Consider the following 25,198-nt stretch of genomic DNA (forward strand, 5'->3'; position numbering starts at 1 on the left):
CTAGGACCGCCGACGCTTGAGGTAGTCGCTCACCACCGCAGCACCCAGCCCGTCCAGATCCGGCGCGATGACTCGTCCACCCACCCGCTCGGCCATCTTGTCGACGACCCTGGCCAGGCCGGGATCGTCGCCGAGCCGGAAGATCGTCACCTGCGCACCGAGTTTCGCGACGGCATCGAGCTCCCGCACGGTCAGGCCCAGAGTCTTCGACGACGGCGGGTAGTCGAAATACGCATGACCGTCCGGCTCGAGATGCGCAGTCGGCTCACCGTCGGTGACGATCAACACCACCGGCTGCGCATTGGGATGACGCCGCAGATGACGCACTGCCAGCATCAGTGCGTGGTGCAGATTCGTGCCCTGATCGTAGGCACCGTCCAACCCCGCCAGCTCCGACGCCGTCAATGTCTGTGCGTGCCTGCCGAATCCGATCAGCTGCAGATCGTCTCCGCGGAATCGAGTGCTGACCAGATGATTGAGAGCCAGTGCAGTGCGCTTCATCGGCACCCAGCGGCCGTCCATCACCATCGAGAACGACGTATCGACCAGCAATGCAACCGCGGCCTGCGTTCTGGTCTCGGTCTCGCTGATCTCCACATCGGTCACCTGCAGCTGCACCGGAAAGCTCGATCCTGTTGCCGCTGAACGCAGTACCGCATTGTTGACCGTGCGCGTCACGTCCCACGGTTCGGTATCGCCGAACTCCCACGCCCGCGACGCTCCCGTGGGCTCGCCCATCGCACCCGCCTTGCGAGTGTCCCGCTCGCCGCCACGTCGAGACAGTTTTCCCGCGACATCCTTCAGCGCGGACTGCCCCAGCTGACGCATGGCCTTGGGTGACAGTCGCCATTGGCCGTCGGCACCCTTGTCCATGAAACCCTGCTGCTGCAGCGCCTTTTCGAGCTCCGAGAGCATCCGCGCATCGGCCGCCGCCTCGGGCCCGAGTTGCTTCAGCAGAGCGTCCGCGTCGATGTCGTCGAGTGCGGCACCGTTGTACTGCTGCGAGAGCTGGTTTCCCAGGTTCTCGAGATCTGCGATGTCCTGGAGTGCACCGGTGCCGTCGCCCAGACCCATTCCGTTCTCGCCGCGGAAGTTCTGCGAGCCGTCCCAGTCCTCACCGGGCCTGGCCTGCTGCAGGTTCTGATCGAGTTGATCGAGCTGGTTCAGCAGGTTCGAGTCACCGAAAGCCTGCTGTGCCAATGCATCCAACTCGGCCCGCTGCTCGGGAGTCAACGAGTTACGCAGCCGCTGCGCCGCCGCGGCCCGCTGTGCGAGCGAATCCAACAACTCGTCGACGTTCTTCGGGTTCTCCGGGAAGTGCTGACCGTGCTTGTTCATGAACTGGTCGAACTGCTCGTCGGTGTCCTCACCCTTGTTGTGGGCGTCGAGCAATTCGTTGAGGTCCTTCAGCATCTCGCTGATGGCCTGACGGTCCTCGTCGGTGGCACCTTCGAGGGCCTGCTTCATGCCCGCGAAACGCTGATCGAGCATTTCGCGTCCGAGCAGGTCCTTGATCTTCTCGTAGTTCTCGCGACCCTCCGACGAGCGCCAGTCGTAGTCCGAAAGCTCCTGCACTGCTTGGGCAGTGGACGGTGAGAGGTCGCCGATCTGCATCTCCTGGAACCGAGCGTCGTCGTCGAGCGCACGCGCCAACGCCTTGCGCTCCTCGAGCACCGCCTTGTCCAGCAGCTCTCGTACTTCTTCCAGAGTTCCGTCGAGGTTGTTCTTCTTCAACAGGTCTCGCCGACGCTTGGCCGCCTGAGCGGCCAGGTCGTCGAGCCCACGCATGTTCTTCGTCCCACGCCGCAGCATCTCCTGCAATGCCCGACGCGGCGACGCCCCCTCGAGTACATCCTCGCCGATGGCGTCGAGCGCCTCGCGCAGATCCACTGGTGGCGCAAGGGGATCCGGCCCGTCGTGATACCGCCCGTATCTGGAGCGACGCATCAGCTGTACACCGTCTGACCGTCGTCGTCGGGATCCTTGGAGATCCGACGTGCGAGGTAGAGACCTTCGAGTGCGAGTTCCACCGCGGCTGCCTTCTCGCCGTCCGAGGTCGCGTTCAGCCGCTCGTGGATATCGCCGATGACCTCGACGTCGGGTAGCTCGTCGAGCAGAGCTTTGGCGGTGATCCGGTCGCCGGTGACGATCGGCTCGCCGGTCTCGACTGCCGTCACCAGCGCTGCGAGGTTGATACCGCCGAGATGTGCCCGGACGGTATCGGCGGTCGCGCGGCGCAGCATGTGCTCGAGTACCTCGATTTCGCGTCCTTCCTCACCCGACTCGAACTCGACCTTGCCGCGCAGCACCTCGATGATGGTGCCGAGATCGACCGGCCGGGCCACGGGCTCGGCCTCGCCGAGTATCGCGGCCCGGTGAACGGCTGCGGCAGCGATGGTTTCGGCAGCTGCGATCGCAAATCGAGCGGAGACGCCGGAGCGCTGGTCCACCGACGGCGACTCCCGCAGCAGTCGAGTGAAGCGAGCGAGCACCTCGAGGAGGTAGGTCGGGACGGCGGCCTGAAGATCCGCTTCCTGCTCGATGACGGCTACTTCATCGTCCAGTTCCAGGGGGTAGTGCGTCCTGATCTCGGCACCGAAGCGGTCCTTGAGCGGGGTGATGATGCGTCCGCGATTGGTGTAGTCCTCCGGGTTCGCGCTCGCCACCAGCATGACGTCGAGTGGCAAACGCAGGGTGTAGCCACGAACCTGAATGTCGCGCTCCTCCATGACGTTGAGCAGCGAGACCTGGATGCGCTCGGCGAGGTCCGGAAGCTCGTTGATTGCCACGATGCCGCGATGGCTGCGCGGAACGAGCCCGAAGTGAATGGTCTCCGGATCGCCGAGGCTGCGACCCTCGGCCACCTTGACTGGATCGACGTCACCGACGAGGTCGGCCACCGACGTATCCGGAGTGGCGAGCTTCTCCGCGTATCGCTCGCTGCGGTGCCGCCAATCGATGGGAAGGTCGTCGCCGAGTTCTCCGGCTTTGCGAATACTGGCCGGCGTGATCGGTTCGTAGGGATGCTCACCGAGTTCGGCTCCGGCGATCACCGGCACCCACTCGTCGAGCAGCAGATTCAGGGTGCGCAACAGGCGCGTCTTGCCCTGACCACGCTCGCCGAGCAGTACCACGTCATGACCGGCCAGAATCGCACGCTCGAACTGCGGCAACACCGTCGAGCCGAATCCCACGATCCCCGGCCACGGATCTTCGCCGTCGCGCAATGCCTTCAGAAGATTCTCTCGCAACTCTTCCTTGATCGACCGCTGCCGATGTCCGGATGCCTTGAGTTCGCCGAGAGTGGAGATGCCAGGTTTGGTAGAGGTCACTTCTCCACGCTACGAGCGTTTGGCAATTGCTGCCATCGAGAGCGGAAGAGCGCTGCCGCCGAGTTCGCACTTACGCTACTTGAACTGGACAATTCGCCCGCATAAGTGCGACCTCGCTACACCGGGGCACCCACAGCCCGGAGCTTTGCCCTCACCCGGGCAACCACGTCGTGCGATCGGAGCCGCATCTGCTCGGAGTTGACGCGCACGATCTGCCACTCGGCTCGGTCGAGATCCTCGAACCGCTCGATGTCGCGAGTCCGCTGACGCTCATCGAGCCAATGGTGCACGCCTTCGTACTCCACCCCTACCCACCAACGACGCCACCCCAGATCGATGCGTGCCACGAACCTGCCCGAACTGTCACGAATTTCGATTTGTGTCTCGGGTTTCGGCAACCCCGCCTCGACCAGCAGGAGCCGTGTGCGCGTCTCCTGTGGCGATTCGGCACCGCAGTCGACGACATCGAGTGCTCCGAACAAGCGCCGGATTCCTCGGGTGCCCGGTCGCTGCAGCGCATACGCACGTATGGCTTCCCCGTCGACCCCGGTTGCGGCAAGTAGTGAGTCGAGAAAGACCACAGATAGCGGCGGCGGCACCCAACGCCCGATATCGAATCCAGTGCGCACGGGAATGGACACCGCGAACCCTTGGGTGATCGTCACATCGTCCGTATCGAACCCGTCGTGGTGGATTCGAAGCCCGGGCAGCTGATGGGAACGACCTGCTGCAAGCACACTCGGAGGCAGAGTCGAATCGATCCATTTCGCGCCATGAACCGCTGCTGCAGAAATACCTGCAATGACGGCACCGTGGCCGACGCAGATCGATGCGGCGAAGGCCATCGTTCGCGCATCGATAGTGGTCCCGTCGCAGACATACGTGTCGCGGAAGACCCTCACGTAGTTGCGGCTCAGCTCGTACCTGCTGAGAGCGCCCGAGCGTATCGCCTGCGAACCCCGAAACGGCCCGAACTGAATCCCCATGGCTTCAACCTTGGCAGGCTCGACACCCCGAAAAAGGCCTGCTCAGCCATCTGTGGATAACTTTCTATCCATCCACAGATCGCCGAATTCGCAGTTATGCGGCCGAAAATGAGGTAAAGGCCTGCATAACTGCGAGCTCGGCGGGGTCGCTCAGTGAGCGAAGTGCCGCGAACCCGTCAGGTACAGCGTCACGCCTGCGTCCTGTGCGGCAGCGATCACTTCGTTGTCGCGAACCGAACCACCGGGCTGTACAACAGCTTTGACGCCTGCGCTCATCAGAACCTGCAGGCCGTCGGGGAACGGGAAGAAGGCATCGGAGGACGCGACCGAACCGGCGGCGCGATCCCCTGCCCGCTGCACAGCGAGGTGGGCGGCGTCGACGCGGTTGACCTGGCCCATTCCTACGCCCACCGACGCACCGTCGTGAGCCAGAAGAATCGCGTTGGACTTGACGGCTCTTCCTGCACGCCAAGCGAATTCGAGATCCTTCAACGTCTGCTCGTCGGCAGGTTCGCCGGCCGCGAGAGTCCAGTTGGCCGGATTGTCGCCGTCTGCATCGAGTACGTCGCGCTGCTGCAGCAACGTGCCGCCGGAAATCGGCTTGAGCTCGACGCCGGACGTGGGCGGCGCCTCGGCCAACAGAACGCGAATGTTCTTCTTGCGCTGCAACACTCCGAGGGCACCATCGGCGTACGCCGGCGCGATGATGACCTCGGTGAAGATCTCGGCCACCTGCTCGGCCATCTCGACGGTGATCTCACGGTTGGCTGCGATGACACCGCCGTAGGCACTCACCGGGTCGCAGGCGTGCGCCTTGCGGTGCGCCTCGGCGATGTCCTTGCCGACGGCGATACCGCACGGGTTGGCGTGCTTGATGATCGCGACGGTGGGTTCGGCATGATCGAAGGCCGCCCGCCACGCCGCGTCGGAATCGGTGAAGTTGTTGTACGACATCTCTTTACCGTGCAGCTGCTCCGCCTGCGCGATGCCGGAGCCCGCAGGGTCGACGTACAGCGCGGCAGCTTGGTGCGGGTTCTCGCCGTAGCGAAGAACGGCCGCGCGGTCCCAGGTTCCGCCGATCCATTCGGGAAACGAGGACTCGGACTCGACCAGCACGTTGCTCATCCACGACGCCACCGCGACGTCGTAGGCAGCGGTGTGCTGAAATGCCTGCGCTGCAAGCGAAGTCCGCTCGGCGAGGGTGAATCCGCCACCTGCGACGGCAGTCAGGACGTCCTCGTAACGGTTGGGGTCGACAACGACGGCAACCGACGGGTGATTCTTGGCCGCGGCGCGCACCATCGAGGGTCCGCCGATGTCGATCTGCTCGACACATTCGTCGGGCGTCGCACCACTGGCGACGGTCTCGGTGAACGGATACAGGTTCACCACAACGAGCTCGAATGCCTCGATGCCCAGCTCTTCCAGCTGCGAAAGATGCTCTGGCTTACGGGTATCGGCGAGCACTCCGGCGTGTACCCGGGGATGCAGCGTCTTGACGCGTCCCTCGAGGGTCTCGGGGAATCCGGTGAGGTCCTCGACCTTCGTCACCGGGATTCCGGCGTCGGCGATCTTGCTCGCCGTCGATCCGGTGGACACCAGAGCGACGCCTGCGCCGTGCAAGCCCGTCGCCAGTTCGATCAGTCCGGTCTTGTCGTAGACGCTGACCAGTGCGCGGCGCACTGCTTTACGTTCACTCATCGGATTATCTGAGCCTTTCGTCCATCGGAGGTGACACCTGTGGTGGCCACGGCTGCGATCACGTCGACCAGCAACCGTCGCTCGACAGTCTTGATGCGTTCGTGCAACGCGGCTTCGTCGTCGTCGTCGAGAACCGGAACGGCTTCCTGCGCCAGGATCGGCCCGGTATCGACGCCGGAATCGACCAGATGAACCGTCGAACCGGTCAGTTTGACGCCGTGATCGAGTGCATCCCGAACGGCGTGCGCACCCGGAAACGACGGCAGGAGCGCGGGGTGAGTGTTGACGATGCGTCCGGCAAAAGCGTCGAGAAATCGCTCGCCGAGGATTTTCATGAAGCCGGCGGTGACCACCAGATCCGGCTCGTGACCCAGGACGGCATCGGTGAGCGCACCATCCCACTCGGCACGCTCGGCATAGTCCCGCAGCCCGATCCGAAAGTGCGGTATCCCGGCCTCGTCCGCACGGCGGGCAGCATCGCAGTCGCGATCGACTCCGACGGCGACGATGCGCGCGGGATAGTTCTCGGACGCTGTCGCCGCGATGATCGACTGCAGCAGCGAGCCGGTCCCCGACGCGAGGACGACGACCCGCGCGGGTGTCTCACGCAAGGCAGTCAGCGCACTACTCCTGAGGTATCGAGGGGGAACGTTCGAGCCAGCAGAAAGCCTAGTCGCTGCGCCCCACACACCGACTACCGGGCAGGTCCGTCCGTGTCCCCGGGCGGGGCGACGATCTCGGCGTCCAGCGGCTCGTCGGTATCGGCATCGACCGCCGGCTCGGCGACCGGTTCCTGGGCAGGCTCGGCCGGAAGTTCGTCCACGACCTCCGCCTCGACGACTTCTTCGACGTCCAAACCGTCCTTCGGCTCGGAGGCGGGAGCCGCTTCGATCGCCACCTCGGCGGCGGGCACCACAGCCGAGGCCGGTTCGTCGTGTTCGGGTTCGGGTTCTGCTCGACGCCACACGACGATGGCCGCGGATATCGTGCCCGCGACGGCCAGCCAGGCAAATGTCAACAGTCCAAAGCTCCAGACGGTGACCTCGACGGTTCCGAAGGTGCCGAGGCTTCCACCTGCGGCGTATCCGAACAGGGCTGCGAGTACTCCGGCTGCAGCTGCCACCACCCACACCGAGGACACAGCGACCTGGATGTCGGCGCTGCGGATGGCGCAGTCACGGCCGAGCAGCAGCCCCGCGCCGATCGGGACGGCGAGCATAACGACCCAGATCGTCTGCGCAGGGCCTTCTGGAAGGACGGCCAGGATCGGCAACGGCGGAAGCGGGCCACCCGTCGTCGCGAAGAGACTCACCGATGCGTCGCCGAAACCAGCTGTGGACCCGGTCGCCACGGCGAGCGCGCCGATCAGGACGTTGGGGAGGTAGAGCACCGACAGAGCGGTCAGGCCGAGCATGCCGACGAAGTCGCGCCCACTTTCGACCAGTGCACCGGCGGTTTCCCAGGAGGCGAGCAGAGCGAGCAGCACCACGGCCGCGCCACCTGCGACGAGGATCGACAGTGCGCGCACGAGCGGTGCGACGAGGGCACGAACCCATTCCGGGACACCGCGGCGGAGCACAAGGGAATCCCAGCGCGCAAGGATCAACCCGGTTCCGGACGCGGCCGCGTGAACGCCGGCTACCCAGGAGAAGGCCGCGAGAGCATTGGGGCTCGACAGGCCGATGACGGTGGACGCGTCCCCGGCAACAGCCAAGGCGATCGCGGTGACGGCGAGCGGACCGGCCAACGAGGCGGCGAACACCCACCGAACCATGCGGCGTTCGGTGTCCGGATCCACCGCGCGGTGGACGGTACGAGCGACGGACCAGCCGATGATCAGGGTGGGCAGTAGCGGTGCGACGCCGAGGGACGTCCCGCCGATGGTCAGGGGAACCAGATGCACGGCGAACCACGTGCCGGCAATAGCTCCGAGAGTTCCGGTGAGATCGCTGTTCACCGAGACGAGAGTGACCAGAACGAGGGTGGTGGCGATCACCACGACCAGCCCGGAGGTCTTGAACGCCACGGCGGCGAGCATGCGCGACTGGTCCGGGGTAGGCCCGGTGCCGACCCGGGCAGTCCTCGCAGCCGCGCGTCGAGTGTCTCGACTCAATAGATCGCTCATCGCAACGAGAGTCGCATCAACTTCGCGGCACGCCGGTCAGGCGCGCCGCGAAGTGGGATGTGATGCCTGAATCAGTCGTGCTTCTTCTCGTCGTCCACGGCGGGCGTGGCACCGAACGACTGCGTGGGCGCGCCGTAGGGCGTCGACTGATCGCCCGATGTGGGCTCCTCGGGCTTCACCGGGGGCTGGCCGTAGCCCGACGGCTGACCGTACTGATACTGATTCGGTGGGTACGCCTGCCCCGCGGCGGGGGTACTCGGACCGGTGTAGGGCGGCGGTGAGTAGCCACCCTGCGGCGACGTGTTGGGCGCAGATTGACCGCCGTACGACGGCTGCCCACCCGGGTTGTACGAATGCTGACCCGACGACTGTCCGCTCGGAGCCTGACCGTAGTTCGACGGAGCTCCCGGAGCCTGTCCGTACGACGGCGGATTGCTGTAGTTCTGGGGCTGCGACGGCCCACCGAACGATGTCGTGGGCGCGTTGTACGGGTTCTGCTGTCCGTATCCGGCCTGCTGATTCTGACTGCCGTAGCCTGCGGGCTTGGGGGCAGGTGCCTTGACGATGCCCGCGTCGAACAGCAATGCCACCACAGCGGCCGCAGCTTGTACGAAGCCGAGGACCAGCACCAGGATTGCGCCGATACCGAGCGAACTGGTGGTGCTGGCGAACTCGTTGCCCTCGGCGCTCGGCAGACTGAACGACTGGAAGACCAGCACCAGGAATCCGGTGATCGCCAAGGCGGCAACCACGGCCTGGTTCTTGGCATCCTTCTGCAGCAGCGACGCACCGGCGATCAGGCCGGCGGCCAGCAGCAGCGCCACCGACACCGCGCTGCCACCGGAAGCGAAGAACGTGGTGCTGAACGACGTCTGGATGCTGCTCGGCAGTTCCTGCGCCGAGCTGACTTCGGCAGTGACGAGATCGAGCAAACCGAGCAGGAAGTTCACGATGCCGAGCCCGAGCACCACGAACGTGAGAATCCTCGGCAGGTTCGTCAATCCCGATCCGGGCGACTTACGTTCGGGTGCAGGGGATCCGGGCGCTGACGTCCCGGGCGCGCCGGGTGCCGAGGTGCCCGGCACCGGAGGCCCGAAAGGATTGGATACCGACGGTTGATGGAACGGCTGACCCTGACCGTGGCCCTGCGCAGGTGACGGAGGCTGATTCGGCGAGGAGGACTGACCGTAGGACGGTCCGCCTCCGCCGTAGCCACCAGAGTTGGAGCTGCCCCCTGATTCAGGGCCGCCGGGCGAGTAGGTCATCGCGTCTCCTCATCCTGATAGTTACGTACCCAGGGTCGGTCGGGTCCTTTCGACTCACGCTACTGCACGGACCCGACCGATCCAGGCACTCCAGGTCAACGGGCCCCGACGAGCTCCTGGTCGTCGGCTTCGGCGGCCTCGAGTTCCCGAACCAGCGGAAGCACCTTGGCTCCGAAGTACTCGATCTCCTCCTGGAAGTGCAGGAAGCCACCGAGAATCAGGTCGACGCCGCGGCGTCGGTAGGCAACGATCCGCTCGGCCACTTGCTCCGGCGTCCCGATCAACTGGGTCTTGAAGCCGTCGTTGTACTGGACGAGATCCTCGAACGACGAGTCGGCCCACATACCCTTCTTGTCACCCGTCGAATTCCCGGCCTGCTGCACCGCTCCCTTGAAGCCTTCGACGGCGGGCTTGTTCGCCTTCTCGATGATCTCGCGCAGCGTGTCTCGCGCTTCCTTCTCGGTGTCGCGGGCAATGATGAAGCCATTGAGGCCGAACTTGACCTCGCGCTGATGATCACGCGCGATGCGTCGAAGATTGTCGAGTTGCTCGGTGACGCCGTCGAAATCCTTGCCGTTGCTGAAGTACCAATCCGAGTACCGACCGGCATTCTCCTGCGCCGCAGAAGAATTCCCGCCCTGGAACAGCTCGGGATTGGGCCGCTCCGGGGTGTTGAGCGGTTTCGGCTTGAGGGTGAAATCGTGGATACGATAGAAGTCGCCCCGGAAGTCGACGTCGTCCTCGGTCCAGATCTTGCGCAGTACCTGCAGGAATTCGGCGCTGCGACGGTATCTTTCGTCGTGCTCGAGCCACGGTTCACCCAGGTGGGTGAACTCGTCCTTGAACCAACCACTGACGACGTTCACCGCGAAGCGGCCGTTGGACAGGTGATCCGCGGTAGCGCCCAGCTTGGCCAGAACGGCCGGCTGCCATAGCCCCGGATGCACCGCCGCAATGACTTTGAGCCTCTCGGTGGCCAGCAGGAGTGCGAGCGAGAAGCTGGTGGATTCGTGCTGGAACTCCGCCCCGTAGCTGGCCTCGTAACGCACCTGACTCAGCGCGTACTCGAAGCCGTTGTTCTCGGCGGTCTGCGCCAGCTTCTTGTTGTACTCGTAATCCCAGCTGGTGCGTTGCTCGATGGTGCTGGTGACCAGACCACCCGAGACATTGGGTACCCAGTACGCGAATTTGATTGCGTCGGCGATTTTTTCGGTGCTCACAGTTCTTCTCCTCCGAACATGTTCTACGAATACCAGGTGGGCTCGGGCAGCTCGCCGGTGAGAACCCAGCGCCCTACCTCGCGCCGCTTGTACGCGACCGGATCGTGCAGAGTGTGGGTACGCACGTTGCGCCAGAAGCGGTCGAAGCCGTACTTGCTGGCCGTCGCACGCGCACCGAGGGCCTCGAACACCGTCGACGTGATCTCGAGCGACACCTCGGTGGCGCGAGCCTTGACCGCGGCCACCCGTACCTCGTGATCACCGCGCTCCTCGGCGGTGACGTTCCAGGCATTGTCGTGAATCTTTTTGCCTTCCAACGCTACTGCGTCGGCAAGGGCTTCGACGGCCCACAGCTTGGCGGTCAGGTCGCCGTAGATGTCGATGATGTACGGCTCGTCGACCGCCTTGTCCACCGTGCTGTGCAGCCACGCACGCGTCTTGTCCTTGGTGTACGACGCCGCCTCCTCGAGAGCACCCCTCGCGATTCCGAGGTAGAAGTTGACGAACACCAGTTGGATGGTCGGGACGTTGAGCGTGTTGTAGACGCGAGGCTGAAAAGCCTTGTCCACGAATCCTGCTGCGCTGGCCCAGTCGACGCGAACCTTGTCGATGGTCACGCTGCCGCTCTCGGTCTGGCGCTGGCCGATGTTGTCCCAGTCGTCGTGGAAGGACAGGCCCTCGATGTTGGACGGCACGATCGCGAACACGTGATCGGTACTGCCCTCGAGCGCACCTTCGAGCACGGTCACGTCCGAGACACGGCTGCCGGTGGAGAAGGTCTTGGAACCGTCGAACACGATGGTGTCACCCTCGTCGGTGACGGCAACGTCGTTGTCCCGAGGATTGACGGCACCGCCGAAGAACCACTTGTTCTTCGTTGCGTCGGCTTCGACGGCCTCGATCTGCTCGGGTGTGCCGACGAGTCGGGCGGCCCAGAACCACAACAGGTGATAGCCCAGCAGCTGACCGATGGATCCGTCGGCGGCGGCGACGGTACGGATCACCTGGTACGCCGTCGGCCAATCCTGCCCTGCACCGCCATGTTCGACGGGGCCCAGCAGCGTGACGAGACCGGAGTCCTTGAGTAACTGAACTTCGGCGGTGGGAGCCTCACGTCCCTTGTCGCGGGCGACCGCGTCGACGGCGAGAAGCTGCGCTACCTCACCGGCGCGAGAAATCCACCCGGCAGCGGTGGTGGGACCGTCGGGCCAATTCTTGGTGAGAGCACGGTTTTCTGTGGTTGTCATGACGCACAGTGAAGTCTCGCTCCGAGCAAGTGACCACACTTCAACTCAGCGTGATTCTGAGAAACATTGCCCGTTTCCTCAGCCTGGTTGCCACCTCGAGATGGATATCGCGGGCTTCCGAGCCGACAGAGCGGGAAATGCGACCCTCGAACAAGACCGTCGTTCGGTCCGTTATTCGACACCAAAAAGGTCTTCGTGACAGTTAGTCCAAATTTGTAACGCACCATGACCAGGGGCGATTAATGTTGTGCTAACCACAAACCGGCGGGTCCGAACACTCGCCCTCCCCTAGGACGCCCCTCATGCGCAAGTCACTCTTCGCCACCGCCGCTGCCGCCGGTGCCCTCGCCGTCGCCGTCATCTCGCCGGCCGTCTCCAACGCCGTCCCCACCAACGTGACCTTCGTTGTCGCGGGCGGTGCACTCACCATCACAGCCCCGACATCCCAGGCGCTGACCGTCACCGGCAATACAGCGAGCGGAGGCATCACCCCTGTCGTCGTGTCCGACCAGCGGCTCGGAATCAACGGCTGGACTGCGTCGGCGATCAGCACCGCGTTCGACAAGCCCGCACCGGACCCCGCGTCCATCCCAGCGACCGCGGTGACCTACTCGGCACCGCTCCTGCCTGCGCGCACGGGCGTCTCGACGGTGGCCGGAGTACTGGTTCCTCAGACCATCGACTCGACCAAGACGGTCGTAACCGCGACTGCGGTCATCGGAGCGAACACCGCCACCTGGACCGGCACAGTTTCCGTCGCACTGCCCAGTGACGTCGTGGCCGGTACGTACACGGGCGTTGTCACGCATTCGGTCGCCTGATCTGTACATGTCACTTCATCGGGGATTGGCGGCCGGAGTCCTGACCGTGCTGATGTTCGCTTCGGCGTTCGTCGCGCAGGCTCCGGCTGCCGCTCAACAACCAACCGAATCGGCACCGGTGGGCAGCGTGGGTATTCGCCTGCTCGAAGCGCCCGTATCGCTACAGGACGATCCGCGAGCGCTGGCCTACATAATCGACAACCTGCCTCCCGGTACCACCATCACCAGGCGCATCGAGGTCAGCAACAGCACCGATCAACAGCAGCCGGTCACCCTGTACCCCGCTGCTGCATCGATCGGAGCCGGCGACTCCGGCTTCGAGGTAGGTGACGACCGCGCCGTCAACGAGCTCACGACGTGGATGTCGGTGACGCCGACAGACCTCACGCTGGCTCCGAATTCGGCGGCCGAAGCGGTGGTGACCATCGCAGTTCCACCCGACGCCCCCGAGGGCGAGCAGTATGCCGTCGTATGGGCTCAAACTGCCGGTGCCCCAACCGGAACCGGAATTCAGAACGTCAGCCGCGTCGGTATTCGCACTTATCTCTCGGTCGGAGCCGGGAACGGACCGGCCGCCGATCTGTCCGTCGATGGGGTCACCGCTGCTCGCAGCGACGACGGTGCCCCACAGGTCGTCGCGAACATCACCAACACCGGTGGGCGCGCCCTCGACCCGAGCGGAACCGTGGAGCTGTCGGGCGGTCCCGGCGGGATTTCGACTGCACCGGTCAAGGGTTCGGGCGGATCTATCGCGCCAGGGCAATCGGGAAGCGTTACCTTCACGCTCGACCCTGCGCTCCCGGCGGGCCCGTGGCAGGCAGCACTCACCATCACGAGCGGATTGGTGAGCAAGACATCGGCCGTCGAGTTGACGTTCCCTGATCAGGGCTCGGTCACGGCGGCGGGAACATCGTCGGATTCCGGTGTTCCTGTGTGGATCTGGGGACTCGCCGCGCTGGTCGTCGTCGCGATCGCAGCTGCGGTCGTCGTGCTGATGCGGCGACGAAAGATCAGTTGAGATGCGACATCTCGCGTTAGCTATCGGGTTGGCGGTGGTTCTTGTAGCCACCGCCAATCCGGCGGCGTCTGCGCAACAATTGGCAGATCCTCCTGCAGCCGAACAGAATTGCGTCGTCGCACCTACGACAACCACAAGTCCCGTGCCGACCACCACGACGGTTCCGCCACCGGCATGCACGACCACCGACACGACCGCCACGACCCCTCCGGTGCAGATCGCCACCACTGATGCTCCGGCACCACCCGCAACAACCCCGACCACGACCACGACCACGACCACGACAGATACTGTGTCCAGCACACCGACCGAAACATCTAGCGTCGTACCGACTTTCGAGCTGCCCACAACAGGGCCAGCCGTGTCACCGACAACCGACACGACGACAGCGACGGTTCCTACGGTTCCGATAGTGACTGCGACCGGCTCCGCCCCATCACCTGTTCCGGCAGCGCGCGCAGCCGCGGCACCTGCCGCCGCTAGCCTGCTGAATATCGAAACGACCAGCGATCTGACGCCCAAGGCAGGACAAGGTGCGCTCACGCCTGGCGTGCCGTGGACCGGAAACATGGGCCTCAGCGTCGTCAACGTGCTCGGCGATTGGACTTCTACAGTGAGCCTGTCGCCGTTCCGAGGAAAGAACACCGGTAGAACGGTCACGCCGGTTGCGTCTTACTCCGCCCCCGAGACCAACTGCGCGCTCATTCCGCTTCTATCTTTGAAGAAATCACCAGGTGTCAGCAACCTGCCGCTCTCCGCCACGCCCATCAACGCGAAAACCGGTGGGGGCGTCGCTTGTGTGACCAGTTGGACGGCCACGATCAACATAACGGTCCCCAATGACAATCTGCTCGCCGACGAATACTCCGCGACACTGACCCATTCCATGTTCTGACCAACGGTCAGCTGCGCAGAATCTTCTCCATCGCCTTGCCCTTGGCCAACTCGTCGATCAACTTGTCCAGTAGTCGAATCTTCTTCATCAGCGGGTCCTCGACATTCTCGACGCGGATGCCGCAGACGACTCCGGTGATCAGCGTCGCGTTCGGGTTGAGGTTCGCCGCCGCGAAGAAGTCCTCGAACGTGGTTTCGGCGTCGAGATGGTGCTGGAGGGTCTGTTGATCGAATCCGGTGAGCCACCGGATGATCTCATCGACCTCCGCTTCGGTGCGACCCTTTCGCTCCACCTTCTTGATGTAGAGCCGATGGACCGTCACGAAGGCGGTGGTGAAGATGTTGTGCACGCAGGTCAATCTAGACCACTGGAGCGCCGTCCGGTCCGAGTGAATGTCACATTGCCACGCCCAGACGTATGCAGTGGTCCATTCAAGCGCACGGACCGCGGCGCGAGCACACGAAAAAGCCCGCCACCGGATTCGGTAGCGGGCTTCTTACGATGTGAAACTTACTTCACAGAAAGCGATTCCAGGATTTCGCGCGCGAGTGCAGCGGTCTCGGACGGCGTCTTGCCGACCTTGACGCCTGCGGCCTCGAGTGCGTCCTTCTTCGCCTGCGCCGTTCCCAGCGAGCCGGAGACGATGGCGCCGGCGTGGCCCATAGTCTTGCCCTCGGGAGCGGTGAAGCCTGCGACGTAGCCGACGACCGGCTTGGTCACGTTGGCCTTGATGTAATCGGCTGCACGCTCTTCGGCGTCGCCGCCGATCTCACCGATCATGACGATGATCTTGGTCTCGGGGTCCGCCTCGAACGCCTCGATGGCGTCGATGTGGGTGGTTCCGATGACCGGGTCGCCGCCGATGCCGATGGCCGTCGAGAATCCGAAGTCGCGGAGCTCGAACATCATCTGGTAGGTCAGGGTGCCACTCTTGGAGACCAGGCCGATGGGGCCGGTTCCCGAGATGTTGGCGGGCGTGATGCCGACCAATGCCTCACCGGGAGTGATGATTCCGGGGCAGTTCGGGCCGATGATGCGGGTCTTCTTGCCCTTCTCCACGTTGTAGGCCCACGCGTACGCGGAGTCCTGCACGGGGATGCCCTCGGTGATGACGACGAGCAGCGGGATCTCAGCGTCGATGGCCTCGACGATGGCGTCCTTGGAGAATGCCGGCGGCACGAACGCGATGGACACGTCGGCTCCGGTCTTCTCCATGGCCTCGGAAACCGAAGCGAACACCGGCAATTCGATGTCGTTGCCCTGAGCGTCGACGTGCTTGACCGTGGTTCCGGCCTTGCGTGCGTTGACGCCACCGACGACCTGGGTGCCGGCCTTGAGCATCAGGGCGGTGTGCTTGGTGCCTTCGCCGCCGGTGATGCCCTGGACGATGACCTTGTTGTCCTTGTTCAGAAAGATAGACATTGTTTCCTCTACTTCGCTGCCAGCTCGGCGGCCTTGTCGGCGCCCTCGTCCATGGTTCCGGCGAGCGTCACCAGCGGGTGCGCGGCGTCGGCGAGAATCTTGCGGCCCTCTTCGACCTTGTTGCCGTCGAGACGGACGACCAGCGGCTTGTTGGCGTCGTCGCCCAGCTTCTTCAGCGCGCCGACGATGCCGTTGGCGACGGCGTCACAAGCGGTGATGCCACCGAAGACGTTGACGAACACGCTCTTGACCTGCTCGTCACCGAGGATGACGTCGAGGCCTGCGGCCATGACCTCGGCCGACGCTCCGCCGCCGATGTCGAGGAAGTTGGCGGGCTTGACGCCGCCGTGTGCCTCGCCTGCGTATGCGACGACGTCGAGGGTCGACATGACAAGTCCTGCACCGTTTCCGATGATTCCGACCTGACCGTCGAGCTTGACGTAGTTGAGGTCGTTCTCCTTGGCCTTGGCCTCGAGGGGATCGGCTGCGTCCTTGTCCTCGAACTCGGCGTGGCCGGCCTGGCGGAAGTCTGCGTTGGCGTCGAGCGTCACCTTGCCGTCGAGGGCCAGGATCTGATCGTCGGGGGTGCGAACCAGCGGGTTGACCTCGACCAGGAGAGCGTCTTCGTTGATGAAGACCTCCCACAGCTTCTGGATGGTCACCGCAGCGGCGTCGAGCACCTCGGCGGGCAGCTTGCCCTTCTCGGCGATCTCACGAGCGAAAGCGAGGTCGACGCCCTTGACTGCGTCGACCGGGATACGTGCGAGTGCGTCGGGGTTCTCCTCCGCCGTCACCTCGATCTCCACTCCACCCTCGACCGAACACATCGCGAGGTAGGTGCGGTTGGTGCGATCGAGCAGGAAGGAGATGTAGTACTCCTCGGCGATGTCGGAGGCTTCTGCAACGAGAAGCTTCTTGACGACATGGCCCTTGATGTCGAGTCCGAGAATCGCTTCTGCGTTCTCGGTGGCTGCTGCGACGTCCTTGGAGTACTTGACTCCGCCGGCCTTGCCGCGGCCGCCGACCTTGACCTGTGCCTTGACCATTACTGGCTTGCCGATTTCTTCGGCAATCTGTGTTGCTCCGGCGACCGTGTCGGTGACACGACCGGCGGAGGTGGGTACGCCATGCTTGGCGAACAATTCCTTCGCCTGGTATTCGAAGAGATCCATCAGCTCACCGTCTCGTCTACGTTGACGCCCGCTCCAGGGGTGTGAGCGGGTCTGAGCATGGACTTTATCCAGGTGCCCCGACGGCGCATCGGGCGCATGCATGCTATGTGGCCTATCTCACCGCCGAGGGCGCGATGAAATGGCCGTCACCGATCGGCGCGGCGGGCCGAAAGTGCCGCAGCGACACCGAGAACGACGATTCCCACCACCAACGGCAGTACGGCGGGCCCCATCACCGGATCCGTTGCACGCGCAGATGTCAGCGGCCAGGACGCGAGATGAACGATGCCTGCGACCGCTGCTGCCGCGAGCAGAACTGAGCCGCGCGCGGCCCGAGCACGTGCGGCGACGAGGGCTGCGACGACGATGCCGACAGCGAGCACCATCTGCCCCCAGGTATCCCAACCCCACGGAAATTCGGTGACGGTTGCCGCGGTGACGTCGCTACCCCGATACAGCGGCAGCGCCAAGCCGATCGCGAGAAGTGCGGCACCGAGCAACCCGACACCCAGCACGACGCCGTCCGTCGACACGTCCGCGGATGTGTCGACATCGTCGCGTTCGGCCGATCCGGCGAACAGTGCCAGGAGTCCGGTGACTGCCGCTGCGACGACGCCCGCGATGATCGCGAGAGCGCCGATGCCGGTGCCGACTCCGTCCACGTCCTCGGCAAGCACGACCGATTGCAACACCGAAGCCGCCGCCGACACCGCGCCGAGCCAGAACAAGGCCACGAACGGGCGTGCAGCAGAGGCGAACTCGGAGAACATCAGCGGCACCGAACCCAGAATCATCACGAAGCCGGCGACCAACACCACCCGGGTGGCCAGGATCTGCGGCACGGCGGTGCCCGAGTCGGTCTCGAGAATCGGCAGCAACGATCCGACGACGAACAGCGCGCCGGCGAGAACGCCTGCACTGCCTGCTGCGGCATGCCATCTGGTCGCTCCTGGACCAGCGACGCCGCGGGCACTTCGCGCACCCGCCTCGCGTTCCTGCGCTCGCTGCAGCGCGCGCCGGTCTCGGGCAGCGGCGACGGGTGCGAGCGCTGCGCCGCAGACCAGCAACCCGATTCCGGCCGCCGTCCCCAGATAGGCCCCGGGCCCGGCGCTCACCCGAGCGCCGGTGCTCAGTCCGGCGAGCAAACCGACGCCCGCGAACCCCAGCACTCCGAGTCCGGCTCCGACGGACGCACCCGAGGCCACCAGCGGCGACAGCGAGGCCAGCGCCGACGCAACCACCACGAGTGCCGCGACGCCGACGACCCCGGATCCCACGGCGACGAACACCGGCGATTCCACGACGGCGGTGACGATCACCACCGGGTCCTCCGAGCGGTACAGCGACGAGAACGCCGCGACGGCCGCGAGCACACCGAACGCGCCGAGCAACGCCCCCAGCAACGAACCGACCCGACCCGCCGACGCGCGCCCCACATGCTCGGAATAGACCGAGTGGCCGTACCCGTCACCGAGCCCGGCGCGATGCACCGCGGACCACCCCGCAACGCCCGCCAGCACCGACGCTGCGTGACCGACGAGCAGAATCTGGGCACCAGTGGTGGAGTCGAGCATGGCGGCGCTCAGGGGACGAAAGAGCTCGAGCCGATTCGAGTCGATCGGATCCGACAGCAGAGCGATGTCCAGCAGCGTGATTCCGAGAGCCACCGCGCCGTACCCGGCCAGGAGTGCCGCGGCGAATTCGATACGCCTCGTGGCAGCACCCACCGCCGCTGCGACGGCAACCAGGATCGGAAGAGCGACGGCAACAACCGCGGCCGACGCGGCGCCGCTTCCCACCGGCGAACCGTCGACGCTTCGGACGACGCCGACGAGTGGGGCCGCCACCGCGGCAGCTGCTGCGATCAGAGCGAAGACGAGTGCAACCGCGACGCGCGACGTGGGTGACGGATCGTCCGCTCTGTCGCCCGGCCCATCGAGCGGCTCGATTCGTTGCGGTTCCGCACGCTCGGAACCGCGGGCGGACGAGTCGTCGAAGGTGGGAGTCGGCATTCGGATCACGGTATCGGCTCGACGGACGTGGACACCGTTACTGTTGCTTCATGCACTCCGGGTGTCCGATTACGGATGTGGCTCCTCACGGCATAAACACTGGTCGGCCTGTGAGCCATCTCACATATCCTCCCAGTTTGGGCTGTTAACTTGCGCGCCCCGCAATCATTTCGTTACCGTCTGCCGAGTCTTTCAGTAACGGCCAGGTCACGGATAACGGAGGTTGTAGGTCTTGCAGCAACACCGTGCGTCCTTCACCTCCAGCCGGTTCTCTCGACCCGCCGCTGAAGAAGCGACCACGGTCTACAGCTACGAGCCTGCCGACGACAACGGCGCGTACGACGCTTACTCCTACCCCGCGTACCAGTACGCCGAGGCCGAATACGTCGACACCGCCTACGTAGCACCCGACGAAGCACCGACCGTCGTCACGACGTTCGCGACCACCGCAGACGCTACCCCCGTGGCCCGTCGCGGCGGCGCACACCGAATCCCGCTTCCCCCCACCGCCCTCAAAGGCCGCGCTGCTGTACTCGCCGTGGCTGCCGGTGCTGTCGTAGCTGCAGGCCAGGCCGTCATCAACGACGACTCGCCCACCGCAGTCGCCACCTCCGAGTACGCGCTCGCCGCCGGTGAAGCACCCGCCGCCGCAGTCGCGGCCACCACTGCCCCGCAGACGTCGGAACTCGACGCAGATTCGTCGAGCGCAACGCCGTCGCAGGCACCGCAGATTCTCAGCGTCGCTGCACCGGCCGATCTGAGCCAGTTCAACGACTTGCTCGCCAAGGGCCAGCGCTTCAGCGAAGAGCGTGCTGCACGTGAAGCAGCCGCCCGCCGGCCCCTGTTCGCCCTCCCCGCGCAGGGCACCTACACCTCCAACTTCGGTACTCGATGGGGCGTTCTCCACGCCGGTGTCGACGTTGCCAACGCCATCGGAACTCCGATCTACGCCGTCGCCGACGGCAAGGTCATCGACTCCGGTCCGGCCGCAGGCTTCGGCATGTGGGTACGACTGCAGCACGCCGACGGCACGATCACCGTGTACGGCCACATCGACAGCACGCTCGTCACCGTCGGCCAGGATGTCATGGCCGGCGATCAGATCGCACGTATGGGCAACCGCGGCTTCTCCACCGGACCGCACCTGCACTTCGAGGTCCACCTCCCGGGCGAAGTCAAGATCGACCCGCTCCCCTGGCTCGCCTCCCGAGGAATCTCCCTCGGACCCGAAATGGACTGAGTCTCTTCCACTACTGCACAACAAGCCGGACCCCGCTCTCGCAGGGCCCGGCTTTCGCGTTGTCGGGGGTTTTGCAGCTTGGTCTCTACAGCTTGGTCATCGGGACGCCGCCGATGAGCATCATCTTGACGCGGCCGGCCGAGCCGAAGTCGATCAGGACCATCGCCTTGACGCCGGCACCGGTCGATTCCAACACCGTACCCAGTCCGTACTTGTCGTGACTGACTCGATCACCGACGGCGAGTACAAGATTGGAGTTGCGCCCCTTGGCGGCACCGAAGCTGGGCGACGAGCTCTGGCCGCGTGACGAGGAGCCGCCGTAACCACCCGAGCCATAGCTGTTCGAGCCGTAACCACCGCCCGAGCCGTAACTGTTCGAGCCGTAGCTGCCGGATCTCCCACCGCCGATCGCGCGGCCGCCGCCGGTGCCGGGATCCTCACGTCGCCAATCGATCAGGTGTTGCGGGACTTCTTGCAGGAAGCGCGATTCCGGGTTCGCGATAGGCTGGCCCCACGCCGACCGCATGATCGCGCGCGTGAGATAGAGCCGCTGCCGTGCGCGAGTAATGCCCACGTATGCCAGGCGTCGTTCCTCGGACAGTTCGTTGGGGTCACCCAGTGCTCGCATGTGCGGGAATTGGCCGTCCTCCCAGCCGGTCACGAAGACGACCGGAAACTCCAGGCCCTTCGCGGTGTGCAGCGTCATCAATGTGACGACTCCGGTGCCCGAGTCGGGAATCTGATCGGTATCGGCCACCAGGGAGACCCGTTCGAGGAACGCCGCGAGCGACCCCGGTTCGGCCAGCCCGTCGACGCCACCGTCGTCCTCGCTTCGGTCGTCGCCTGTCTCGAGCGCTTCCTCCGCCACCGCCGCCTGGTTTCGCGCCTCGGACGTGAACTCCCTTGCCACGCTCACAAGTTCGTTGAGATTGTCCAGGCGTGCACCGTCCTGCGGATCACTGCTGGCTTCGAGTTCGGCGCGGTAGCCGGTGCGGTCGAGAACGGCTTCGACAACATCACCGATATCTGCGATGTCGTTTCCGTCGCCGTCGGTCGCGGTGAGTACCGCGCGCAGTTCGTCGAGCAATTCCATGAACTGTGCGATCAACTTCTGCTGCCGCGAGTTGAGCAACGCCACCTTGCCCGCGGCCGCGTCGTGCAAGGCGCGCGAGAAGCTGATGTCACGTTGCTCCGCGTGGACGGCGACACACGCCTCGGCACGATCGCCGATACCTCGGCGCGGGGTGTTCAGGATGCGTCGCATGCTGACGGTGTCGTCCTCGTTGGACAGCACCCGCAGATATGCAACCAGGTCCCGGACTTCCTTGCGCTCGTAGAACCGGACGCCGCCGACGACCTTGTACGGCAGACCGAGTCGAATGAATATCTCTTCGAGCGCACGCGAGGAGTTGTTGGTGCGATAGAACACTGCGACCTCGTCGAAGCGCACATCTCCGCCGTCGACGAGTCGGTCGATCTCCGAGGCCACGAACGACGCCTCGTCGTGCTCGTTGTCTGCGACGTAGCCGACGATCAGCTCGCCCTCGCCGGTGTCGGTCCACAACTTCTTCTCGCGGCGACCGATGTTGCGAGAGATCACGGCATTGGCGGCCGAGAGAATGTTCTGCGTCGACCGGTAGTTCTGCTCGAGCAAGATAGTGCGAGCGTCGGGGTAGTCGCGTTCGAATTCCTCGATGTTGCGGATGGTCGCGCCGCGGAAGGCGTAGATGGACTGATCAGCATCGCCCACCACACACAGCTCTCCCGGAGCGACGGTGCCCTCGAGCGCTCCGTCGGCATCGGGAGTGCCCACCAGCTCTCGCACCAGCATGTACTGAGCGTGGTTGGTGTCCTGATACTCGTCGACCAGCACGTGCCGGAATCTGCGGCGGTAGTACTGGGCCACCTGCGGGAAGGCCTGCAGAATTCCCACTGTCTCGCCGATGAGGTCGTCGAAGTCCATGGCGTTGGCCGCGCGCAGACGCTGCTGATAGATGCGATAGACCTTCGCGACGAGCCGCGGCAGCTCGGCAGGGTCGCCGTCGGCGTCCTCGGTGGCCTTGTCCGGGCCGATCAGTTCGTTCTTGAGGTTGGAGATCGCCGTCGAGAGCAGCCGCGCCGAGAACTTCTTGGTGTCGATCTGCAGATCCTTGGAGATCATCGTCAGCAATCGGCGCGAGTCGTCGGCGTCGTAGATCGAGAAGTTCGAGTTCAGCCCGGGCAGCAGCGCTGCCTGGGCCCGCAGAATTCGCACACAACTCGAGTGGAACGTCGATACCCACATCGCATTCGCTCGCGGTCCCACCAGACCGGCGACTCGCTCGCGCATCTCCGCGGCGGCCTTGTTGGTGAACGTGATGGCCAGAATCTGACCTGGGGACACCCCGCGCTCGGCGAGCAGATACGCGATACGACGCGTCAGCACCGCTGTCTTGCCCGAACCGGCTCCAGCCACGATGAGCAGCGGCGATCCGGTGTGCACAACGGCCTCACGCTGCTGGGGATTGAGCCCTTCCAACAACGCGTCGGACGCAGCATTCTTACGGGACGCGAGGCCTTGGAGGAATGTGTTCATCGTCAGGTCAGGTTACCGGCGCGTACCGACAAACCCACATCGCGTGGTCCCGGCCTCGACGGATGACTTTTCAGGACGGTCGGCCCGTGGCACACTGGATCGGTGATCGAAAAAACCGTACGTCATCGCCTGCGTCGGGTCGGCCGCTCCTCAGCCACACGTACGGGAGCCTGTCGATAGACGCAACGCCCCTGGTTCCAGGCGGGGGCTCGAAGGTCCGGGCAGGAAATTCGAGCCGGGAACCGAGCCGCCGAGCGATGCAGCTCCGAATACGAAAGGCGTAACGGTGACGGACGACGCAGCGATCCAAGATGTGACCCGAGGAGAGACGATGGCCATGACGACGAAGATCGACTCAGAGATTGCAGTGCCTTCCAGCGAGGCCGAGATCAACGATTTGCGCCAGGAAATCGACCGCCTCGATGCCGAGATCCTGACGGCAATCAAGCGTCGCTCCGAGGTCTCGCAGATCATCGGCCGCACCCGCATGGCCTCCGGTGGTCCGCGCCTGGTGCACAGCCGCGAGATGAAGGTCCTCGAGCGTTTCAGCAGCCTCGGTCAGGAAGGCCACACGTTGGCCATGCTCCTGCTCCGCCTCGGTCGCGGTCGCCTCGGACACTGATAGACCCCTCGGTTGGGCGCGCGGATGCACGCCCAACCGACGTTCTACTTCAACGCGATGTACTTGGTCTCGAGGTATTCCTCGATGCCCTCGGATCCGCCCTCACGGCCGAATCCCGATTCCTTGACTCCACCGAACGGCGCAGCCGCGTCCGAGATCACTCCGCGGTTGACGCCCACCATTCCGCTGTCGATGGCGTCGGCCACCCGTAGTGCGCGGTCCAGGTTCTCGGTGTAGATGTACGACGCCAGGCCGTATTCGGTGGCGTTCGCTGCGTCGATACCTTCCTGCTCGGTGTCGAAGCCGACTATGGGAGCGACAGGCCCGAACACTTCCTCTTTCAGGATCCTGGCCTCGGCTGGCACGTCGGTGAGCACGGTCGCCGGGTAGAAGTACCCATCTCCGCCCGGTGCGGTACCGCCGAGCGCGACCGTCGCTCCCTGCTGCACTGCATCGTCGACGAGCTCTTGCACGGTTTCGAGCTGATCTGCGTTGATCAGTGGCCCGAGCTTGGTGTCGGGGTCGACGCCGGGTCCGAGCTTCATCTCGGACATCTTCGCCACCAACTTGTTGGTGAACTCTTCGCGAACGCTGTTGTGCACGTGCAGCCGGTTCGCCGCGGTGCAGGCCTCTCCGCCGTTGCGCATCTTCGCCAGCATCGCGCCGTCCACCGCGTCGTCGATGTTCGCGTCGTCGAACACTACGAACGGGGCATTGCCACCCAGTTCCATCGACGTCCGCAGCAACCTCGTCGCAGATTTCTCGACGAGCGATTTACCGACTCCCGTCGAGCCGGTGAACGTGAGTTTCCGCAAGCGTGGGTCTTCGAGAAGTGGTCCGGTGACGTCGCCGGACTTCGACGTCGTCAGTACCGAGAGCACACCTTCGGGCAAGCCGACCTCGTCGAAGATCTGCGCGAGCAGCAGCATCGTCAGCGGGGTCTCGCGGGCGGGCTTGACGACGATGGTGCAGCCGGCGGCCAGAGCAGGCCCGATCTTCCTGGTACCCATCGCCAGCGGGAAGTTCCACGGGGTGATCGCCAACACCGGGCCCACGGGAGCCTTGGTGACGAGAATTCGACCGTTGCCCGCCGGAGCCGGGGTGTAGCGCCCGCCGATGCGCACGGCTTCCTCGGCGAACCAGCGGAAGAACTCGGCACCGTATTTCACTTCGTCCTTCGACTCTGCAAGGGCCTTACCCATCTCGAGGGTCATCAGCAGCGCGATGTCGTCGGCGCGTTCGGTGACTTTCTCGAACGCGGCTCGCAGAATCTCACTGCGCTCGCGGGCAGGCGTTGCCGCCCAACTCTTCTGCGCCGCAGCCGCGGCGTCGAGCGCCTTCATCGCGTCGGCGGGCGATGCGTCGGCCACCTCGGTCAGGGGCTTGCCGGTCGCCGGATCGTTCACCGCGAACGTCTTGCCTCCCTCTGCGTCGACGGCCTTTCCGCCGATCCACAGTTTTGCCGGAATCGATTCGATCAATGCACGTTGGTCCATACCGTCCATGATGCCTCCGCAGGGCCTGACGCAAACGACAAACGACGCG

At 64.7% G+C, this 25,198-nt stretch carries 20 protein-coding genes; 5 read left to right on the top strand and 15 right to left on the bottom strand.

Annotated elements, in window-relative coordinates; all coding sequences use genetic code 11:
- The 9 genes from CH294_RS02795 to CH294_RS02835 form a co-directional block, all read right to left on the bottom strand.
- Positions 1-1,947 carry a VWA domain-containing protein gene (locus CH294_RS02795; protein WP_094736928.1) on the bottom strand — a complete coding sequence of 649 codons (1,947 nt, stop codon included), beginning with the start codon at positions 1,945-1,947 and terminating at the stop codon, positions 1-3.
- Positions 1,947-3,332, bottom strand: a complete 1,386-nt coding sequence (locus CH294_RS02800) for an ATP-binding protein (protein WP_094736929.1) — start codon at positions 3,330-3,332, stop codon at positions 1,947-1,949. Before CH294_RS02800 ends, CH294_RS02795 begins: the two co-directional genes overlap by 1 nt.
- Positions 3,333-3,448: 116 nt before the next feature.
- A complete protein-coding gene (locus tag CH294_RS02805; RefSeq protein ID WP_094736930.1) occupies positions 3,449-4,318 on the bottom strand; it encodes a hypothetical protein in 870 nt (289 codons plus the stop codon).
- A 150-nt stretch (positions 4,319-4,468) separates the two neighbouring features.
- Positions 4,469-6,019 (bottom strand): bifunctional phosphoribosylaminoimidazolecarboxamide formyltransferase/IMP cyclohydrolase, encoded by a 1,551-nt coding sequence (gene purH, locus CH294_RS02810; protein ID WP_094608311.1) that lies wholly within the window; start codon positions 6,017-6,019, stop codon positions 4,469-4,471.
- Positions 6,016-6,639, bottom strand: a complete 624-nt coding sequence (gene purN / locus CH294_RS02815) for a phosphoribosylglycinamide formyltransferase (protein ID WP_349290422.1) — start codon at positions 6,637-6,639, stop codon at positions 6,016-6,018. The genes purH and purN overlap by 4 nt, the downstream gene beginning before the upstream one ends.
- Positions 6,640-6,713: 74 nt before the next feature.
- Entirely contained in the window at positions 6,714-8,144 is a 1,431-nt protein-coding gene (locus tag CH294_RS02820; RefSeq protein WP_170944561.1) for a DUF6350 family protein, read from the bottom strand.
- 71 nt (positions 8,145-8,215) lie between these two features.
- Positions 8,216-9,409, bottom strand: coding sequence for a DUF5336 domain-containing protein (locus CH294_RS02825; protein ID WP_141215783.1), 1,194 nt, complete (start codon positions 9,407-9,409; stop codon positions 8,216-8,218).
- Positions 9,410-9,504: 95 nt separating this feature from the next.
- Positions 9,505-10,629: a dimethylsulfone monooxygenase SfnG gene (gene sfnG, locus CH294_RS02830; RefSeq protein ID WP_094616924.1), complete on the bottom strand. Its 1,125-nt coding sequence runs from the start codon at positions 10,627-10,629 to the stop codon at positions 9,505-9,507.
- Positions 10,630-10,652: 23 nt separating this feature from the next.
- Positions 10,653-11,876 carry an acyl-CoA dehydrogenase family protein gene (locus CH294_RS02835; RefSeq protein WP_094736933.1) on the bottom strand — a complete coding sequence of 408 codons (1,224 nt, stop codon included), beginning with the start codon at positions 11,874-11,876 and terminating at the stop codon, positions 10,653-10,655.
- A gap of 302 nt (positions 11,877-12,178) precedes the next feature.
- Here CH294_RS02835 and CH294_RS02840 point away from each other — a divergent pair, with 302 nt between their 5' ends.
- The 3 genes from CH294_RS02840 (at position 12,179) to CH294_RS27175 (ending at position 14,610) form a co-directional block, all read left to right on the top strand.
- Positions 12,179-12,697 (top strand): hypothetical protein, encoded by a 519-nt coding sequence (locus tag CH294_RS02840; protein WP_094736934.1) that lies wholly within the window; start codon positions 12,179-12,181, stop codon positions 12,695-12,697.
- A gap of 7 nt (positions 12,698-12,704) precedes the next feature.
- Positions 12,705-13,715: a hypothetical protein gene (locus tag CH294_RS02845; RefSeq protein WP_094736935.1), complete on the top strand. Its 1,011-nt coding sequence runs from the start codon at positions 12,705-12,707 to the stop codon at positions 13,713-13,715.
- A gap of 412 nt (positions 13,716-14,127) precedes the next feature.
- Positions 14,128-14,610, top strand: a complete 483-nt coding sequence (locus tag CH294_RS27175) for a hypothetical protein (protein ID WP_141216437.1) — start codon at positions 14,128-14,130, stop codon at positions 14,608-14,610.
- Between the two features lie 7 nt (positions 14,611-14,617).
- On the opposite strand, the gene CH294_RS02855 is transcribed toward CH294_RS27175, so the two are convergent.
- The 4 genes from CH294_RS02855 to CH294_RS02870 form a co-directional block, all read right to left on the bottom strand.
- Positions 14,618-14,959, bottom strand: a complete 342-nt coding sequence (locus CH294_RS02855) for a DUF2200 domain-containing protein (RefSeq protein WP_094736937.1) — start codon at positions 14,957-14,959, stop codon at positions 14,618-14,620.
- 161 nt (positions 14,960-15,120) lie between these two features.
- Complete coding sequence (gene sucD / locus CH294_RS02860; RefSeq protein ID WP_032371251.1) at positions 15,121-16,032, bottom strand: succinate--CoA ligase subunit alpha; 912 nt, start codon at positions 16,030-16,032, stop codon at positions 15,121-15,123.
- Positions 16,033-16,040: 8 nt separating this feature from the next.
- Positions 16,041-17,204, bottom strand: coding sequence for an ADP-forming succinate--CoA ligase subunit beta (gene sucC / locus CH294_RS02865; protein WP_032377331.1), 1,164 nt, complete (start codon positions 17,202-17,204; stop codon positions 16,041-16,043).
- A 146-nt stretch (positions 17,205-17,350) separates the two neighbouring features.
- Positions 17,351-19,216: a hypothetical protein gene (locus CH294_RS02870; protein WP_094736938.1), complete on the bottom strand. Its 1,866-nt coding sequence runs from the start codon at positions 19,214-19,216 to the stop codon at positions 17,351-17,353.
- 232 nt (positions 19,217-19,448) lie between these two features.
- Between CH294_RS02870 and CH294_RS02875 the strand changes: the two genes are divergently transcribed.
- A complete protein-coding gene (locus CH294_RS02875) occupies positions 19,449-20,456 on the top strand; it encodes a M23 family metallopeptidase (RefSeq protein ID WP_037155099.1) in 1,008 nt (335 codons plus the stop codon).
- An 85-nt stretch (positions 20,457-20,541) separates the two neighbouring features.
- Here CH294_RS02875 and CH294_RS02880 read toward each other — a convergent pair whose 3' ends face one another.
- A complete protein-coding gene (locus CH294_RS02880; protein WP_037155096.1) occupies positions 20,542-23,031 on the bottom strand; it encodes a UvrD-helicase domain-containing protein in 2,490 nt (829 codons plus the stop codon).
- A 331-nt stretch (positions 23,032-23,362) separates the two neighbouring features.
- On the opposite strand from CH294_RS02880, the gene CH294_RS02885 reads away from it, so the two are divergent.
- On the top strand, positions 23,363-23,653 hold the full coding sequence (locus tag CH294_RS02885) for a chorismate mutase (RefSeq protein ID WP_032378292.1): 291 nt from the start codon (positions 23,363-23,365) through the stop codon (positions 23,651-23,653).
- A gap of 44 nt (positions 23,654-23,697) precedes the next feature.
- On the opposite strand, the gene CH294_RS02890 is transcribed toward CH294_RS02885, so the two are convergent.
- Positions 23,698-25,149: an NAD-dependent succinate-semialdehyde dehydrogenase gene (locus tag CH294_RS02890; protein ID WP_094737003.1), complete on the bottom strand. Its 1,452-nt coding sequence runs from the start codon at positions 25,147-25,149 to the stop codon at positions 23,698-23,700.
- Between the last annotated feature and the right edge of the window lie 49 nt (positions 25,150-25,198).

The organism is Rhodococcus sp. 14-2483-1-1 (assembly GCF_002259335.1).
Classification (GTDB): Bacteria; Actinomycetota; Actinomycetes; order Mycobacteriales; family Mycobacteriaceae; genus Rhodococcoides.